The 15,038-nt window shown below is 65.6% G+C and carries 13 protein-coding genes; 8 read left to right on the forward strand and 5 right to left on the reverse strand.

Annotated features, from left to right (window positions below; translation table 11 throughout):
• Window positions 1-2,136 (forward strand): calcium-binding protein (locus tag I5803_RS02585; RefSeq protein WP_255553362.1); only part of this gene is annotated, 2,136 nt, incomplete at its 5' end.
• 65 nt (window positions 2,137-2,201) lie between these two features.
• On the opposite strand, the gene I5803_RS02590 is transcribed toward I5803_RS02585, so the two are convergent.
• Genes I5803_RS02590 through I5803_RS02610 form a run of 5 tightly spaced genes read right to left on the reverse strand, consistent with a single transcriptional unit; the run spans window position 2,202 to window position 5,740 of the window.
• Window positions 2,202-2,981, reverse strand: a complete 780-nt coding sequence (locus I5803_RS02590; protein WP_196984858.1) for a peptidylprolyl isomerase — start codon at window positions 2,979-2,981, stop codon at window positions 2,202-2,204.
• Between the two features lie 18 nt (window positions 2,982-2,999).
• Window positions 3,000-3,278 (reverse strand): BolA family protein, encoded by a 279-nt coding sequence (locus tag I5803_RS02595; RefSeq protein WP_196984859.1) that lies wholly within the window; start codon window positions 3,276-3,278, stop codon window positions 3,000-3,002.
• A gap of 2 nt (window positions 3,279-3,280) precedes the next feature.
• Window positions 3,281-3,826 (reverse strand): septation protein A, encoded by a 546-nt coding sequence (locus tag I5803_RS02600; protein ID WP_196984860.1) that lies wholly within the window; start codon window positions 3,824-3,826, stop codon window positions 3,281-3,283.
• 7 nt (window positions 3,827-3,833) lie between these two features.
• Window positions 3,834-4,250: a peptide-methionine (R)-S-oxide reductase MsrB gene (msrB, locus tag I5803_RS02605; RefSeq protein WP_196984861.1), complete on the reverse strand. Its 417-nt coding sequence runs from the start codon at window positions 4,248-4,250 to the stop codon at window positions 3,834-3,836.
• Complete coding sequence (locus I5803_RS02610) at window positions 4,247-5,740, reverse strand: protein adenylyltransferase SelO (protein WP_196984862.1); 1,494 nt, start codon at window positions 5,738-5,740, stop codon at window positions 4,247-4,249. The genes msrB and I5803_RS02610 overlap by 4 nt, the downstream gene beginning before the upstream one ends.
• Before the next feature lie 127 nt (window positions 5,741-5,867).
• Between I5803_RS02610 and I5803_RS02615 the strand changes: the two genes are divergently transcribed.
• The 7 genes from I5803_RS02615 to I5803_RS02645 all read left to right on the forward strand — a co-directional run bounded on the left by I5803_RS02615 (window position 5,868) and on the right by I5803_RS02645 (window position 15,035).
• Window positions 5,868-7,496, forward strand: coding sequence for a 3-(methylthio)propionyl-CoA ligase (locus I5803_RS02615; protein ID WP_196984863.1), 1,629 nt, complete (start codon window positions 5,868-5,870; stop codon window positions 7,494-7,496).
• A 111-nt stretch (window positions 7,497-7,607) separates the two neighbouring features.
• Window positions 7,608-8,903 carry a branched-chain amino acid ABC transporter substrate-binding protein gene (locus tag I5803_RS02620; protein ID WP_196984864.1) on the forward strand — a complete coding sequence of 432 codons (1,296 nt, stop codon included), beginning with the start codon at window positions 7,608-7,610 and terminating at the stop codon, window positions 8,901-8,903.
• Between the two features lie 86 nt (window positions 8,904-8,989).
• Window positions 8,990-9,937 carry a branched-chain amino acid ABC transporter permease gene (locus I5803_RS02625; RefSeq protein ID WP_196984865.1) on the forward strand — a complete coding sequence of 316 codons (948 nt, stop codon included), beginning with the start codon at window positions 8,990-8,992 and terminating at the stop codon, window positions 9,935-9,937.
• Window positions 9,934-11,226, forward strand: coding sequence for a branched-chain amino acid ABC transporter permease (locus I5803_RS02630; protein WP_196984866.1), 1,293 nt, complete (start codon window positions 9,934-9,936; stop codon window positions 11,224-11,226). The genes I5803_RS02625 and I5803_RS02630 overlap by 4 nt, the downstream gene beginning before the upstream one ends.
• Window positions 11,223-11,993, forward strand: a complete 771-nt coding sequence (locus I5803_RS02635) for an ABC transporter ATP-binding protein (protein ID WP_196984867.1) — start codon at window positions 11,223-11,225, stop codon at window positions 11,991-11,993. The genes I5803_RS02630 and I5803_RS02635 overlap by 4 nt, the downstream gene beginning before the upstream one ends.
• Before the next feature lies 1 nt (window position 11,994).
• Window positions 11,995-12,690 carry an ABC transporter ATP-binding protein gene (locus I5803_RS02640; RefSeq protein WP_196984868.1) on the forward strand — a complete coding sequence of 232 codons (696 nt, stop codon included), beginning with the start codon at window positions 11,995-11,997 and terminating at the stop codon, window positions 12,688-12,690.
• A 242-nt stretch (window positions 12,691-12,932) separates the two neighbouring features.
• Complete coding sequence (locus I5803_RS02645; RefSeq protein ID WP_196984869.1) at window positions 12,933-15,035, forward strand: 3-hydroxyacyl-CoA dehydrogenase NAD-binding domain-containing protein; 2,103 nt, start codon at window positions 12,933-12,935, stop codon at window positions 15,033-15,035.
• The last annotated feature ends 3 nt before the right edge of the window (window positions 15,036-15,038 follow it).

A 15,038-nucleotide genomic window follows, 5' to 3' on the forward strand; every position in this document is an offset into this window, starting at 1 on the left:
GACACGCTTTTCGGCGGCGCGGGCCTTGACAGCATCACCGGCTCCGAAGGAAACGACGTGCTCGGCGGCATGGGCGCGGACGACACCCTTCTTGGCGGCGACGGCAACGACACGCTGATCGGCGATGAAGGCGACGACAACATCGATGGCGGGGCGGGAATTTCCGACACGGCCTTTTACCGGGGCAACTTCGCGGATTACGTCATCACGTACGACGCGGCAACGCACGAATACACCATCATCGACCAGTCCCCGGGCCGCGACGGCACGGATGTGGTCAAGGGCGTCGAGACCTTCAACTTCTTCGACGGGCCCAAGACCTTCGGCCAGCTCGTTCCCCACGCGGGCGATGGCCTGGTCCTTTCCGGCACGCCATCCAACGACACGCTTTTCGGCGGCGCGGGCCTGGACAGCATCACCGGCTCCGAAGGAAACGACGTGCTCGGCGGCATGGGCGCGGACGACACCCTTCTTGGCGGCGACGGCAACGACACGCTGATCGGCGACGAAGGCGACGACAACATCGATGGCGGGGCGGGAACTTCCGACACGGCCTTTTACCGGGGCAACTTCGCGGAATACGTCATCACGTACGACGCGGCGACGCACGAATACACCATCGTCGACCAGTCCCCGGGCCGCGACGGCACGGATGTGGTCAAGAGCGTCGAGACCTTCAACTTCTTCGACGGGCCCAAGACCTTCGGCCAGCTGGTTCCCCACGCAGGCGATGGCCTGGTCCTTTCCGGCACACCGTCCAACGACACGCTTTTTGGCGGCGCGGGCCTGGACAGCATCATCGGCTCCGAAGGAAACGACGTGCTCGGCGGCATGGGCGCGGACGACACGCTTCTTGGCGGCGACGGCAACGACACGCTGATCGGCGACGAAGGCGACGACAGCATCGACGGCGGAGCGGGGCTTTCCGACACGGCCTATTACCGGGGCAACTTCGCGGATTACGTCATCACGTACAACGCGGCGACGCGCGACTTTTCCATCGCCGACCAGTCTCCCGGCCGTGATGGGACCGATACGCTCAGGAACGTGGAGTTGCTGAATTTCCAGGACGGGCCGCGAAACGTGCCGCTGGTCAGGAACGGAACGAGTGGCAATGATTCGATCGTGGGCGGCGCCGAGGCCGAGGCGATCAGCGGGCTTGCCGGCAACGACACCTTGTCCGGCGGCGCAGGCGACGACACGCTCAAGGGCGCCGCAGGCGACGACAGGCTCGACGGTGGAACCGGCATCAACAGGCTCGAGGGTGGCCTCGGCATCGACACGGCCAGCTACGCCGGCGCAACCGCCGGCGTGGTGGTCAGCCTCGCTTCGACCGCCGCCCAGGTCACGGGTGGCGGGGGTATCGACACCTTGCTGTCCATCGAGAACGCGGTCGGCAGCGACTTCAACGACACCTTGACGGGCAACGGCGTCGCCAACCGCCTCGATGGCGGCATGGGCGACGATTCCCTGAACGGCGCCGGGGGCGCTGACACCATGGCGGGCGGCGCCGGCAACGACCGCTATTCGATCGATGACGCAGGCGACACCCTGATCGAACTGGCCGGCGAAGGGACCGATACCGCCATCAGCAGGGTCAGCTTCACCCTGGGCCCCCACCTCGAGAACCTCACGCTGGCCGGCCTGGCCAACATCGACGGGGCCGGAAACGAACTCGACAACCTGCTCGTGGGCAATGCCCTCGCCAACTTCCTCTCGGGGCTCGAGGGCAACGACAGGCTCCTGGGCGGCACCGGCGATGACATTCTCGACGGAGGCCAGGGTGCGGACACCTTGACCGGCGGTGCGGGCGCCGACACGTTCCGGTTCAGCACCGTGCCCGTCAAATACGTCGCGGACAGGATCACCGACTTCAATGCCGCGGACGACACGATCGCGCTGGACAACAGCGTCTTTTCCGCACTGGGCGACGGGCCCCTGTCGGTGGCAGCCTTCCAGGCCGCGGGCAGTTCAGCGGCATCCACCGCGGCTGTCCGGATCATTTTCAACACGAACAACGGTGCGCTGCTTTACGACGCCGATGGTGCCGGCGGCACGGCGGCGATCCAGTTCGCCACGCTGACCCTCACGGGCCTCGCCGGGCCGCTGACCGCCGCGGACTTCCTGGTGGTTTGAACGAAAAAGCGGCCCCGCGGGGCCGCTTTTGGGGGACACCGGGACCAGCCCGGCCGGTCACTCGATCACTCGATCTTCGCCTTGGCGCGCAATTCCTCCTGGAACTTCGCGAGCTTTTGCTGCTGCAGCTGCTGGGCGATCTGCGGGCGCAGTTCCTCCATCTTCGGCAGCTGCGCCTCGCGGATGTCGTCGAGGCGGATGACGTGCCAGCCATGCTCGCTCTTCACGGGCGTGTCGGTGACCTGGCCCTTGTTCAGCTTGACCATCGCGGTGGAAAACTCCGGCACCCAGTTCGCGGCGGACGCCCAGTCGAGGTCGCCACCGTTGACCGCCGAACCCGGATCCTTCGAACGCTTCTTGGCGAGGTCCTCGAATTTCGCGCCCTTCTTGAGCTGCGCGATGATCGCCTTGGCGTCGTCTTCCTTTTCCACCAGGATGTGGCGTGCGCGATATTCCTTGCCGCCGCTGGCCGCGACGAAGCGGTCGTATTCGGCCTTGATGTCGGCGTCCGTCACCGCGTTCGTCTTCTGGTAGTCGGTCAGCAGCTCGCGCATCAGGATGGTCTGGCGCGCGAGGTCCATCTGCACCTTGAAATCGTCGGTCGCATCCAGGCCGCGGCGCTGGGCTTCCTGCACGAAGATTTCGCGCATGATGATCGCTTCCTTGAGCTGGCCCTGCTGCTCGACGGAAATGGGCTGGCCCTGGCGGGCCATCTGCGCCGCGAGTTGCTCCATGCGGGACGTGGGCACGGCCTTGCCGTTCACGATGGCCAGGTTCTGCGCGAAGGCGGGCAGGGCAAGAGTCAGGATGGCAGCCGCGAGCGCGGGCCGGAAAGCTTGCTTCATGGGAGAGTCCGTTGGAAGTCAGGAAGAAGGGGAAAACGTCTCGATGGCGAGGGCATGGAGGCCCCGGGCCACGAAATCGTGCAGCGCATCATACACAAGGCGATGGCGTGCAACACGGCTTAGGCCATCGAAGCGGGGGGAGGCGATCCGCACCCGGAAATGGGTGCCGGAACCGGTTCCGTCGGAGCCCGCGTGGCCCGCATGTGCAGCGCTCTCATCGATCACTTCGAGCGAGCTCGGCGCGAGGAGTTCCGCGAGCCGCGCGTGCAGCGCATCGGCGGTGATTCCGGTCCCCATCGTCAGGGCCCGGGCGCTTCGTCGGCCTTCATGTAGCGCCCGAGATAGAGCGCCTGGCCGATGACGAACAGGACCATCAACCCCATGCCGCCGAACAGCTTGAAGTTCACCCAGGTGTCGGTGTCGAAATTGAAGGCGACCCACAGGTTGACGACGCCCATGATCGCGAAGAACGCGATCCAGCTCCAGTTCATGGTGCGCCAGGCGTTGTCCGGCAATTCGAGCTGCGAGCCCATGACGGACTTGAGCAGGTTCTTCCTGAAGATCACCTGGCCCGCCAGCAGCGCGCCGCCCATCAGCCAGTAGAGGACCGTGGGCTTCCATTTGATGAAGGTGTCGTTGTGCGCCACGATCGTCGCGCCGCCGAACACGATGATCACCCCCAGGCTCACCCACTGCATCGGCTCCACCTTGCCGGTGCGCCACCGCAGGTAGGCGATCTGCGCGATCGTGGCGGCGATCGCGACGCCGGTCGCGACGTAGATGCCCCCGAGCTTGAACGCCACGAAGAACAGGATGATGGGGAAGAAATCGAGCAGCAGTTTCATGGCGCGATCACTTGCCGTCCTGGGGGGTGAAGTCCAGCGAGGCGGAATTCATGCAGTAGCGCAGGCCGGTGTCCGTCGGGCCGTCGGGGAACACGTGGCCCAGGTGCGCGCCGCAATTCGCGCAGACGGTCTCGACGCGCACCATGCCGTGGCTCGTGTCGCGGATTTCCTTGATCGCGCCCGGCACGGCTTGCGAGAAGCTCGGCCAGCCGCAGCCGGCGTCGAACTTGGTGCCGGAGTCGAACAGCTTGGCGCCGCAGCAGATGCAGTGGTAGCTGCCGTCGGCCCAGACGGTCTCGTACTTGCCCGTGAAGGGCCGCTCGGTGGCGGCGTGGCGGGTGACCTGGAAGGCGCCGGGCTCGGCGCCTTTTTGCGCGAGCAGGGCCTTCCACTCGGCTTCGGTTTTTTCGACAGGGTAGGTCATGAGGAGCAGCTGATTTCGATGTGGGAAGCCCAGTCGGGCGGGAACCCGGCCTTGTCTTCATGGGCCGGGTGTTCGTCAAATGGGGCCTGCAGCAGCGCGAGCAAGCCTTCGACCCCCGAATAGTCGCCGAGTTTCGCCTGCCGGATGGCGAGTTCGCCCAGGTGGTTGCGCAGGACGTACTTGGGATTGATGCGCAGCATGCGCTGCCCGGCATCGCCCCGGCCGCTTTCCTCGACCCGGGGGATGTAGCGGGCGAGCCAGGCGTCGAACGCCGGGCGGTCCAGGAACAGGTCCCGTGTGGCCTCCCCGGGACCGTCCGCCACCGCGTGGGACAGGCGGCGCCAGAAGATCGTGTAGTCCACGCCGTCCTGGGCCAGCAGCTTCAGGATGTCCTCGATCAGCGCGCGGTCCCCATCCCGGGCGTCCGCCAGGCCGAGCTTGGCCCGCATGCGCGATTCCAGCTCGCGCGGGAACACCGCCTTGTACGACTCCAGCGCTGCCAGCGCCATCTCCTGGTCGCCGATCAGCGGCAGCAGCGCCTGGCCGAGGCAGAAAAGGTTCCAGTAGGCGACGTTCGGTTGCTTGTTGTAGGCATAGCGGCCTTGCTCGTCGCTGTGGTTGCAGATGTGCCCGGGCACGAAGGCATCGAGGAACTGGAAGGGGCCGTAGTCGATCGTGAGGCCCAGGATGCTCATGTTGTCGGTGTTCATCACGCCATGGCAAAAGCCCACCGCCTGCCACTGCGCGACCATCGCCGCCGTGCGCTCGCTGACCTGTTCGAGGAATGCCGCGTAGGGGTTGCCGGAAAACTTGCCGGTTGCCAGGCAGTCCGGGTAGAACCTGCCGATCACGTAGTCGGCGAGCTGCCTGAGCTCGGCGTGCTGGTCGCGCGCCGCGAAATGCTCGAAGTGCCCGAAGCGGATGAAGCTGGGCGCGACCCGCGTCACCACCGCGGCGGTCTCGACTTCCTCGCGGCGGATCGGGGCATCGGAGCCCGTCACAGCCAGCGCGCGTGTGGTGGGAATGCCCAGGCCCCACAAGGCTTCCGAGCCCAGGTATTCGCGGATGCTCGAGCGCAGCACGGCGCGCCCGTCGCCCATTCGGGAGTAGGGCGTTTTTCCGCTGCCCTTGAGCTGAAGTTCGCGCGGGCCGGCGGGCGTGTCGATCTCGCCCAGCAGGATGGCGCGGCCGTCGCCGAGCTGGCCCGCCCACACCCCGAACTGGTGGCCGCTGTAGACGCTGGCGAGCGGCTGCGACCCGGGGATCAGGGCGTTGCCCGTGAGCGCCAGAACGCCGGCCGGCGAGGCGAGGGCCTCCGCATCCAGCCCCAGCTCCCGTGCGAGCAGCGCATTGACGGAGATGCCGTAGGGCTCGGGCAGGGGAGTCGAGCGCAGTTCCGTGAAAAACGCCGGCCCCAGCGTATGGAAACTGTTGCGCCACGGCGCGCCCAATTCAAGCTCGGCCGTGGCGGATTCCGCGATTTCTGTCATGCCCGCATTGTCCCCGGTTCGACGCGCCGGTGCCGGCGCAGGGTTGCCGCCCCCCCGGGTGTTGCCGGATGGAAAGCACGGGCATGAAGCACTAGCATCCGCCAACTACATGCCGCCAGGAGTTTCGATGCTGGGTTTGATGCAAGACCAACCGCTGTTGATTTCGTCGTTGATCGATTTCGCCGAAAAGCACCACGGCGAGGGCGAGATCGTCTCGCGCCGAGTCGAGGGCGACCTTCACCGCTACCACTGGAGGGATGTGGCGAAGCGCGCCCGCCAGGCGGCCAACGCGCTGGACGCCATGGGCCTGAAGTTCTCGGACCGCGTCGCCACGCTGGCCTGGAACGGCTACCGCCACCTGGAGCTCTATTTCGGGGTCAGCGGCTCCGGCCGCGTGCTGCACACCATCAACCCGCGCCTGCATCCGGACCAGATCGCCTGGATCGCGAACCACGCCGAAGACCAGGTGCTCTGCTTCGACCTCACTTTCCTGCCGCTGGTGCAGGCGGTGCACGCGCGCTGCCCGGGGATCCGCGAGTTCGTCGCACTTTGCGACAGCGGCAAGCTGCCCCAGGACAGCGGCGTGCCCAACCTCGTGGCCTACGAGGACTGGATCGGCGGGCAGCCCGGCACCTACGCGTGGCCGCAGTTCGACGAGAACTCCGCATCGAGCATGTGCTACACGAGCGGCACGACGGGCAACCCGAAGGCCGCGCTCTACAGCCACCGGTCCACGATCCTGCATGCCTACGCGGCGGCCTTGCCGGACGTCATGTGCCTTTCGGCGCGCGACTCCGTGCTGCCCGTGGTGCCGATGTTCCACGTCAACGCCTGGGGCATCCCGTATTCGGCGGCCTTGACCGGCTGCAAGCTGGTCTTCCCCGGCCCCGCGATGGACGGCAAGTCGATCTATGAATTGATCGAGTCGGAAAAGGTCTCCTACGCCGCGGGCGTGCCGACGGTCTGGCAGATGCTTTTGGGCCACATGAAGCCGGGCGGCCTGCGTTTCTCCACGCTGAAGCGCACCGTGATCGGCGGCTCGGCCTGCCCGCCGGCCATGATCAATGCCTTCCGCGAGGACTACGGCGTCGAGGTGCTCCACGCCTGGGGCATGACGGAGATGAGCCCCCTCGGCACGCTGTGCACCCTGAAGAACAAGGACCTCGAAAAGTCGCCCGAGGAGCAGATGCGCATCCGCCTGAAGCAGGGGCGCGCCATCTTCGGCGTCGACATGAAGATCGTCGGCGAGGACGGCAAGGAGCTGCCGTGGGACGGCAAGGCCTCCGGCGACCTTTACGTGCGGGGCCCCTGGGTGGTGCGCGAATATTTCAAGGGCGAGGGCGGCTCGCCGCTGGTCGATGGCTGGTTCCCGACCGGCGACGTCGCGACGATCGACGCCGACGGCTACATGCAGATCACCGACCGCAGCAAGGACGTGATCAAGTCCGGCGGCGAATGGATCAGCTCCATCGACGTGGAGAACATCGCCGTGGCGCACCCGGCCGTGGCCATGGCCGCCTGCGTCGGCATGAAGCACCCCAAGTGGGACGAGCGGCCGATCGTGGCGGTCGTCAGGAAGCCCGGCGCGGAGGTGACGCGCGAGGAGCTGATCAAGTTCTACGAGGGCAAGACCGCGAAGTGGCAGATCCCCGACGACGTCGTCTTCGTCGATGCGATTCCCATCGGCGCCACGGGCAAGATGCTCAAGACGCGGCTGCGCGAAATGCTGAAGGACTACAAGCTGCCCAACACCTGAGGCCCGTGTCACCTGCGCGATAGGAACCGGCGCGCTTAGGGGCAATCCCTGAGCGTTGCACCGCACAAAAAAAGCTACCCTGCCCGCTGTCGGATTTACCAGGAGACATCAATGAAGTTCGCATTCAGACTCGTTGCCGCCGCATCCGTGCTGGCCCTCGCAGGCCCGCTGTTCGCCCTGCAGGCCACCCCCGCCAAGCCGGCGCCCGCCAAAGCCGGTGCGCCTGCCGGTGCACTCGCCGGCCAGACGGTGCGCATCGCCTTCATGGACCCGCTGTCCGGGCCGTTCGCCAACGTCGGCCAGAACCAGCTCAAGAGCTGGCAGTTCGCGGCCGAGCGCATGTCGGGCGCGAAGAACCCGGCCGGCGTGAAATTCGAAGTCGTCGGCTTCGACAACAAGGGCTCCCCGCAGGAAAGCCTGAACACGCTCAAGGCTGCGATCGACCAGGGCTTCCGCTACGTCACGCAGGGCAACGGCTCGGGCGCCGGCCTCGCGATCCTGGACGCGGTCTCCAAGCACAACGAGCGCAACCCGGGCAAGGAACTGATCTACCTGAACTACGCGGCCGTCGATCCCGCGATGACCAACGAGAAGTGCGACTACTGGCACTTCCGCCTGGATGCGGACACGTCCATGAAGATGGAGGCGCTCACGGCCTTCATCAAGGACCAGCCCAAGGTCAAGAGCGTCTACATCATCGGCCAGAACTACTCGCACGGCCAGCAGGTCGCCAAGTACTTCAAGGAAGGCATCGCGCGCAAGCGTCCCGACATCAAGATCGCCGGCGAAGACCTGCACCCGATCGGCCAGGTGAAGGATTTCGCGCCCTACGTCGCGAAGATCAAGCAGTCCGGCGCCGACACCATCGTGACCGGCAACTGGGGCCAGGACCTGACGCTGCTCGTGAAGGCGCTGAACGACGCGGGCCTGAAGATCCCGATGTACACCTACTACGCCGGCGTGACCGGCACGCCCACCGCGCTCGCCGCGGGCGGCGACAGCGAGGTCTACGTCGTGGCGTACGGCCACGCCAACCACACGGGCGAGCTCGGCGCGATGGGCGCGGAGTTCTTCAAGAAGTTCGACGACGACTACTACACCTTCGCCACCTACAACGGCATCTCGCTGCTCGGCGCGGCGATCGCCAAGGCCGGCAGCACCGAGCCCTCGAAGGTGGCCAAGGCCATGGAAGGCCTGCAGGTCAAGAGCTTCGCCGGCGACGTGACGATGCGCGCGTCCGACCACCAGCTGCAGCAGACCATGTACATCACCAAGTGGCAAAAGGCCAAGAAGGGCGAGTACAGCGTGGAGAAGACCGGCTACACCTTCGTGCCGATCAAGCAGATGGACCCCTACGTCTCGAGCACGCCGACCAGCTGCCAGATGAAGCGGCCGTCCGCCTCCTGAGCGCGGGGCTCGCGCGCTCCGGGCCAATCGCCGGAGCCCGTTCGCCCCCGGGGTGAACGGGCTCTTTTCCTGTCCGCAGGGGATCCATGGAATTCTTCACCATATCGCTGTTGAACGGCATCAGCTACGGGCTGCTGCTGTTCATGCTCAGCTCCGGGCTGACGCTCATCTTCAGCATGATGGGCGTGCTCAACTTCGCGCACGCGAGCTTCTACATGCTGGGCGCCTATTTCGCCTACAGCACGACGCAGCTCGTGGGCTTCTGGCCGGCGCTCTTCGTCGCGCCGTTGCTGGTCGCGGTGCTCGGCGCCGCCTTCGAGAAGTACTGCCTGCGGCGCGTGCACAAGTTCGGGCACGTGCCCGAGCTGCTCATCACGTTCGGGCTCTCGTTCATCATCCTGGAGATGGTGCAGCTGATCTGGGGCACGAGCTCGGTGGACTACCGCGTGCCGGCGCTGCTGGACGGGCCGCTCTTCAAGATCTACGGCACCGCCTTTCCCGCCTACCGCGCCTTCATGATGTTCGTCGCGATCCTCATGCTGATCGCGATCTGGCTGCTGCTCACGCGCACGCGCATCGGCCTGGTGATCCAGGCGGCGCTCACGCACCCCGACACGGTGGAGGCGCTCGGGCACAACGTGCCGCGCGTCTTCATGCTGGTCTTCGGCGGAGGTGCCGCGCTCGCGGGGCTCGCGGGCGTGATCGGCGGCAACGCCTTCGTCACCGAACCGGGGATGGCGGCAACCGTCGGCTCCGTGATCTTCGTGGTGGTGGTGGTCGGCGGCATGGGGTCGCTGTCGGGCGCGTTCGTCGCCTCGCTGCTGATCGGCGTCATCCAGACTTTCGCCGTGGGCATCGACAGCTCGCTCATGGGCGCGGCGTCGTCGGCCGGCCTGGACATCACGCCGCAGACTTTCGGCTATGCGCTGTGGAAACTCAAGATCAGCCAGATCGCGCCGATCCTGCCGTACATGTTCCTCGTGCTGGTCCTGATCTTCCGGCCCAAGGGCCTTCTGGGGACGAGGGAAGGATGAGCGCCGCCTACTACGAATTCAAGCCGCACAACATCGGCCGCTGGATCCTCTGGAGCCTGTTCGCGCTGGTGCTGCTCGTGGCGCCGCTGGTGTTCACCAGCAGCCTGTCGCAGACGCTGCTGAGCCAGATGGGCATCGCCATCATCGTCTGCCTCTCCTACAACATGCTGCTGGGGCAGGGCGGCATGCTCAGTTTCGGGCACGCCGTGTATTCGGGGCTGGGCGCGTTCCTCGCGATGCACACGCTGAACCTCGTGAGCAAGAACGGCTTTCCGCTGCCGGTGAGCCTCGTGCCCATCGCCGGCGGCGTCGCGTCCATGCTGTTCGCCGTCGTCTTCGGCTGGGTCACCACGAAGAAGGCCGCGACGCCCTTCGCGATGATCACGCTGGGCATCGGCGAGCTGGTGTGGGCGAGCTCGCTGATGTTCCCCGAATTCTTCGGCGGCGAGGGCGGCATCAACGGCAACCGCGTCGCGGGACCGGCGCGCTTCGGCATCACCTTCGGCCCGCAGATCCAGCTGTACTACCTGATCGCGGTCTACACCTTCGCCTGCACCGCGCTCATGTTCGCCTTCACGCGCACGCCGCTCGGCCGCATGCTCAACGCGGTGCGCGACAACCCGGAGCGCGTGGAATTCGTGGGCTACGACACGCAGAAGGTGCGCTACATCGCCTTCATCATCGCGGCGTTCTTCGCGGGCATCTCGGGCGGCCTCGCGGCGCTGAACTTCGAGATCGTCACGTCCGAGGTCGTCGGCGGGCAGCGCTCCGGCGCCTACCTGCTCTTCACCTTCCTCGGGGGCGCCACCTTCTTCTTCGGCCCGATCATCGGCGGCATCCTCATGGTGTTGGCCTTCGTGCTGCTGTCCGAATTCACCAAGGCGTGGCTGCTGTACCTGGGCCTGGTCTTCCTCTTCATGGTGATGTATGCGCCCGGCGGCATCGCCAGCCTGATCATGATGAACCTGCGTGTCGCCGCCTTCGGCCGCCTGAAGGAACTCTGGGTGAGCTACCTCGCACTGGCGTTCACGGCGTTCATCGCGCTGCTGGGCGCCGCGTCGATGATCGAGATGGTCTACCACCTGAAGCTCAACGCCGCCCTCGGCCCGCAACTGCACTTCCTCGGCATGACGCTGGACGCGAAGGGCGTCAACAGCTGGTTCGGCTGCGTGTTCGTTATGCTGACGGGCATCGGCCTGTTCGAGGTCACGCGCCGCCACTTCCTGCACCAGTGGGGCGAAATCCAGGAATATATCGAGCTGGAAATGAAGCGAAGGCAAAACCTGTGACAGTCCCCGCCCTCGAACTCAAAGACCTGCGCAAGAGCTTCGGCAAGACGGAGATCATCCGCGGCTGCAGCCTGGCGGTGAAGGCGGGCGAACGCATCGCCGTGATCGGCCCCAACGGCGCGGGCAAGTCCACGCTGTTCAACCTCATCAGCGGGCGATTCGCGCCCACGAGCGGCGAGGTGCTGCTGAACGGCCAGCGCATCGACGGCAAGAAGCCCTTCGAGATCAACCGCCTGGGCCTGTCGCGCAGCTTCCAGATCACCAACATCTTCCCCAAGCTCAGCGTCTTCGAGAACCTGCGCTGCGGGGTGCTGTGGAGCCTGGGCTACCGCTACACCTTCCTGAAATTCCTGGCGGACCTCGACGATGCGAACGAGCGCGCGGAGCAGCTGATGCACATGATCAAGCTCGACCGCAAGCGGGACATCCTGGCGATCAACCTCACCTATGCCGAGCAGCGGGCGCTGGAGATCGGCATCACGATCGCCGGGGGCGCGCAGGTCATCCTGCTGGACGAACCGACGGCCGGCATGAGCAAGAGCGAGACCAAGCGCTTCATCGAGCTCATCAAGGAAGTGACGATCGGCAAGACCCTGCTCACGGTCGAGCACGACATGGGCGTGGTGTTCGGCTTGGCCGACAAGATCGCCGTGGTCGTCTATGGCGAAATCCTCGCGTACGACCAGCCCGAGGCCGTGCGCGCCAACCAGCGCGTGCAGGAGGCCTATCTCGGCTCCCACGTCGCCGACGCACAAGCCAATCACTGACATGCTCAAAGTACAGAATCTCCATGCCTTCTACGGCAAGAGCCACGTCCTGCACGGCGTGGAGTTCGACGTGGGGGAGGGCGAGATCGTCGCGCTGCTGGGGCGCAACGGCTCCGGCCGCTCGACCACGGCGAAGGCCATCATGGGCATGGTCGACTGCACCGGAACGGTGGACTGGAAAGGCCGCCAGACCCTGGGCTGCAAGCCCTACGAGATCGCGCACCTGGGCATCGGCTACGTCCCGGAGAACCGCGACATCTTCCCGAAGATCACGGTGCACCAGAACCTCATGCTCGGCCAGAAGAGCGCCAAGCAGAAGGGCCGCTGGACCTTCGACGACATGTACGAGATGTTTCCGCGCCTGAAGGAGCGGCAGCATACGGAGGCGGGCGTGCTGTCCGGCGGCGAGCAGCAGATGCTCACCCTGTGCCGCACGCTGATGGGCGACCCGGACCTGATCATCATCGACGAGCCGACCGAGGGCCTCGCCCCCAAGATCGTGGAGCTGGTGGGCCAGTACCTGCAGAAGCTGAAGGAGCGCGGGATCTCGGTGCTGCTGATCGAGCAGAAGCTGACCATCGCGATGGCGATCTCCGACCGCGCGCTGGTGATGGGGCACGGAAGCATCGTGTTCCAGGGCACGCCGGATTCGCTGCGTGCGGATGCGTATATCCGCAAGGAGTGGCTGGAGGTTTAGCCTTCGCATTCGGGTTCAAGGACGCAGAAGTCGCAGAAACCACGCAGAATTTCGCAGAAAGATTCCAAAGGATTTTTTTGGGCTTCTTTCTGCGTAACTTCTGCGACTTCTGCGTCCGGCTGTCCGGCCCCGCATTTGTCCCCGCCGTGACAAAGCGCCTAGGTCGGCGCACCATAGCGTTCTAAAATCAAAAACGAACGACCGTTCTTTTCGTGCAGTTTCCCATTCCCCAGGAGCGACCCATGAGCGCTGAATACAAAGTCCACGGTGACGTGGCGGTGATCACGATGAACAACCCGCCCGTCAATGGGCTCGGGCATGCCACGCGCCTCGGCCTCACCGACGGGCTGGCGAAAGCCAACGCCGATGCCTCCGTGAAATCCATCGTCATCACCGGCGCCGGCAAGGCGTTTTCCGGCGGCGCGGACATCAAGGAGTTCGGGACGCCCAAGGCGCTCGCCGAGCCGAACCTGCTTTCCGTCATCATCGCGGTCGAAAATTCCGCCAAGCCCGTCGTCGCGGCCATTCATTCCGTGTGCATGGGCGGCGGCCTCGAGCTCGCGCTCGGCTGCCACTATCGCATCGCGGCGCCGGGCACCAACGTCGCGCTGCCCGAAGTGAAGCTCGGCCTCATCCCCGGCGCCGGCGGCACGCAGCGCCTGCCGCGCGTGCTGGGCGTGGAGACAGCGCTCAACATGATCGTGAGCGGCGAGCCCGTGAAGAGCGAACTGCTCGCGCAGCAGCCCGGCCAGAAGCTGTTCGACAAGATGGCGTCCTCGCCCGAATCGCTCGCCGAGGAAGCGCTGGCCTTCGCGCGCTCCGTCGCCGATGTGCGCCCGCTCCCCCTGGTGCGCAACCTGCCGTCCAAGCACCCGCTGGGCGATGCGTACTTCCAGTTCGCGCGCAACATGGTCAAGGGCATGGCCAAGGGCCTGCCGGCGCCGGAGAAGTGCGTCGACGCCGTCGAATCGTCGACGCTGAAGAAGTTCGACGATGGCATGGCTTACGAGCGGGAGATCTTCACCGCACTCATGTTCACTCCCGAGAGCCGTGCGCTTCGCCACCTCTTCATGGCCGAGCGCGCCGCCTCCAAGATCGCCGACGTGCCGGAAGACACGCCGCAACGCGAGATCAAGCAGGTCGCCGTGATCGGCGCCGGCACCATGGGCGGCGGCATCACGATGAACTTCCTCTCCGCGGGCATCCCGGTGAAGATGCTGGAGATGAAGCAGGAGGCGCTCGACAAGGGCATCGCGACCATCCGCAAGAACTACGAAGCCCAGGTCAAGAAGGGCAAGCTCAAGCAGGACAAGTACGAGAAGACGATGAGCCTGCTCACGACCACGCTCGACTACAACGACCTGAAGGACGCCGACCTCGTGATCGAGGCCGTGTTCGAGGAGATGGGCGTCAAGCAGAAGGTGTTCGAGAAGCTCGACGAAGTGATGAAGCCCGGCGCGATCCTCGCGTCCAACACCTCCACGCTCGACGTGAACAAGATCGCCTCCTTCACCAAGCGTCCGCAGGACGTCGTGGGCCTGCACTTCTTCAGCCCGGCCAACGTCATGAAGCTGCTGGAAGTCGTGCGCGGCGCGAAGACCGGCAAGGACGTCATGGCCACCGTGATGGCGGTTGCCAAGAAGATCCGGAAGACGGCCGTCGTCTCCGGCGTGTGCGACGGCTTCATCGGCAACCGCATGATCGAGCAGTACAGCCGCCAGGCGGGCTTCCTCCTCGATGAAGGCGCGACGCCGCAGCAGGTGGACAAGGCGATCGAGAAGTTCGGCTTCGCGATGGGCCCGTTCCGCATGGGCGACCTCGCGGGCAACGACATCGGCTGGGCGATCCGCAAGCGCCGCGCCACCGAGCGCGCCGACATGAAGTACAGCCGCACCGCCGACAAGCTGTGCGAGCTCGGCCGCTTCGGCCAGAAGACGGGCGCGGGCTGGTACGACTACAAGGAAGGCAAGCGCGACGCGATTCCTTCGGAGCTGGTCAACAAGATGATCGAGGACCACCGCAAGGAACTCGGCATCACGCCGCGCAAGATTTCCGACGAGGAGATCGTGCAGCGCCTGGTGTTCGCGCTCGTCAACGAAGGCGCGCACATCCTGGAGGACGGCATCGCGTCCAAGGCCGGCGACATCGACATGGTCTACATCACGGGCTACGGCTTCCCGTTCTCGCGCGGCGGCCCGATGCTCTACGCGGACCAGGTGGGCCTCTTCAACGTGGCACAGGCGATGAAGCGCTTCCAGAAGAACCCGCGCGACGACGCGAATTTCTGGGAGCCTGCGCCGCTGCTCGCGAAGCTCGTGGCCGAAGGCAAGACCTTCAACGGCTGATCG

The sequence above is a fragment of the Caenimonas aquaedulcis genome, assembly GCF_015831345.1.
GTDB classification, from domain to species: Bacteria; Pseudomonadota; Gammaproteobacteria; order Burkholderiales; family Burkholderiaceae_C; genus Ramlibacter; species Ramlibacter aquaedulcis.

Excerpts from the sequence above, each read along its gene's own strand:
- I5803_RS02620 (WP_196984864.1), top strand. The coding sequence starts at position 7,608 with ATGAAGTTCGCATTCAGACTCGTTGCCGCCGCATCCGTGCTGGCCCTC.
- I5803_RS02610 (WP_196984862.1), bottom strand. The coding sequence starts at position 5,740 with ATGACAGAAATCGCGGAATCCGCCACGGCCGAGCTTGAATTGGGCGCG.
- I5803_RS02595 (WP_196984859.1), bottom strand. The coding sequence starts at position 3,278 with ATGGGGACCGGAATCACCGCCGATGCGCTGCACGCGCGGCTCGCGGAA.
- I5803_RS02590 (WP_196984858.1), bottom strand. The coding sequence starts at position 2,981 with ATGAAGCAAGCTTTCCGGCCCGCGCTCGCGGCTGCCATCCTGACTCTT.
- I5803_RS02625 (WP_196984865.1), top strand. The coding sequence starts at position 8,990 with ATGGAATTCTTCACCATATCGCTGTTGAACGGCATCAGCTACGGGCTG.
- I5803_RS02640 (WP_196984868.1), top strand. The coding sequence starts at position 11,995 with ATGCTCAAAGTACAGAATCTCCATGCCTTCTACGGCAAGAGCCACGTC.
- I5803_RS02630 (WP_196984866.1), top strand. The coding sequence starts at position 9,934 with ATGAGCGCCGCCTACTACGAATTCAAGCCGCACAACATCGGCCGCTGG.
- I5803_RS02615 (WP_196984863.1), top strand. The coding sequence starts at position 5,868 with ATGCTGGGTTTGATGCAAGACCAACCGCTGTTGATTTCGTCGTTGATC.
- I5803_RS02645 (WP_196984869.1), top strand. The coding sequence starts at position 12,933 with ATGAGCGCTGAATACAAAGTCCACGGTGACGTGGCGGTGATCACGATG.
- I5803_RS02600 (WP_196984860.1), bottom strand. The coding sequence starts at position 3,826 with ATGAAACTGCTGCTCGATTTCTTCCCCATCATCCTGTTCTTCGTGGCG.
- msrB (WP_196984861.1), bottom strand. The coding sequence starts at position 4,250 with ATGACCTACCCTGTCGAAAAAACCGAAGCCGAGTGGAAGGCCCTGCTC.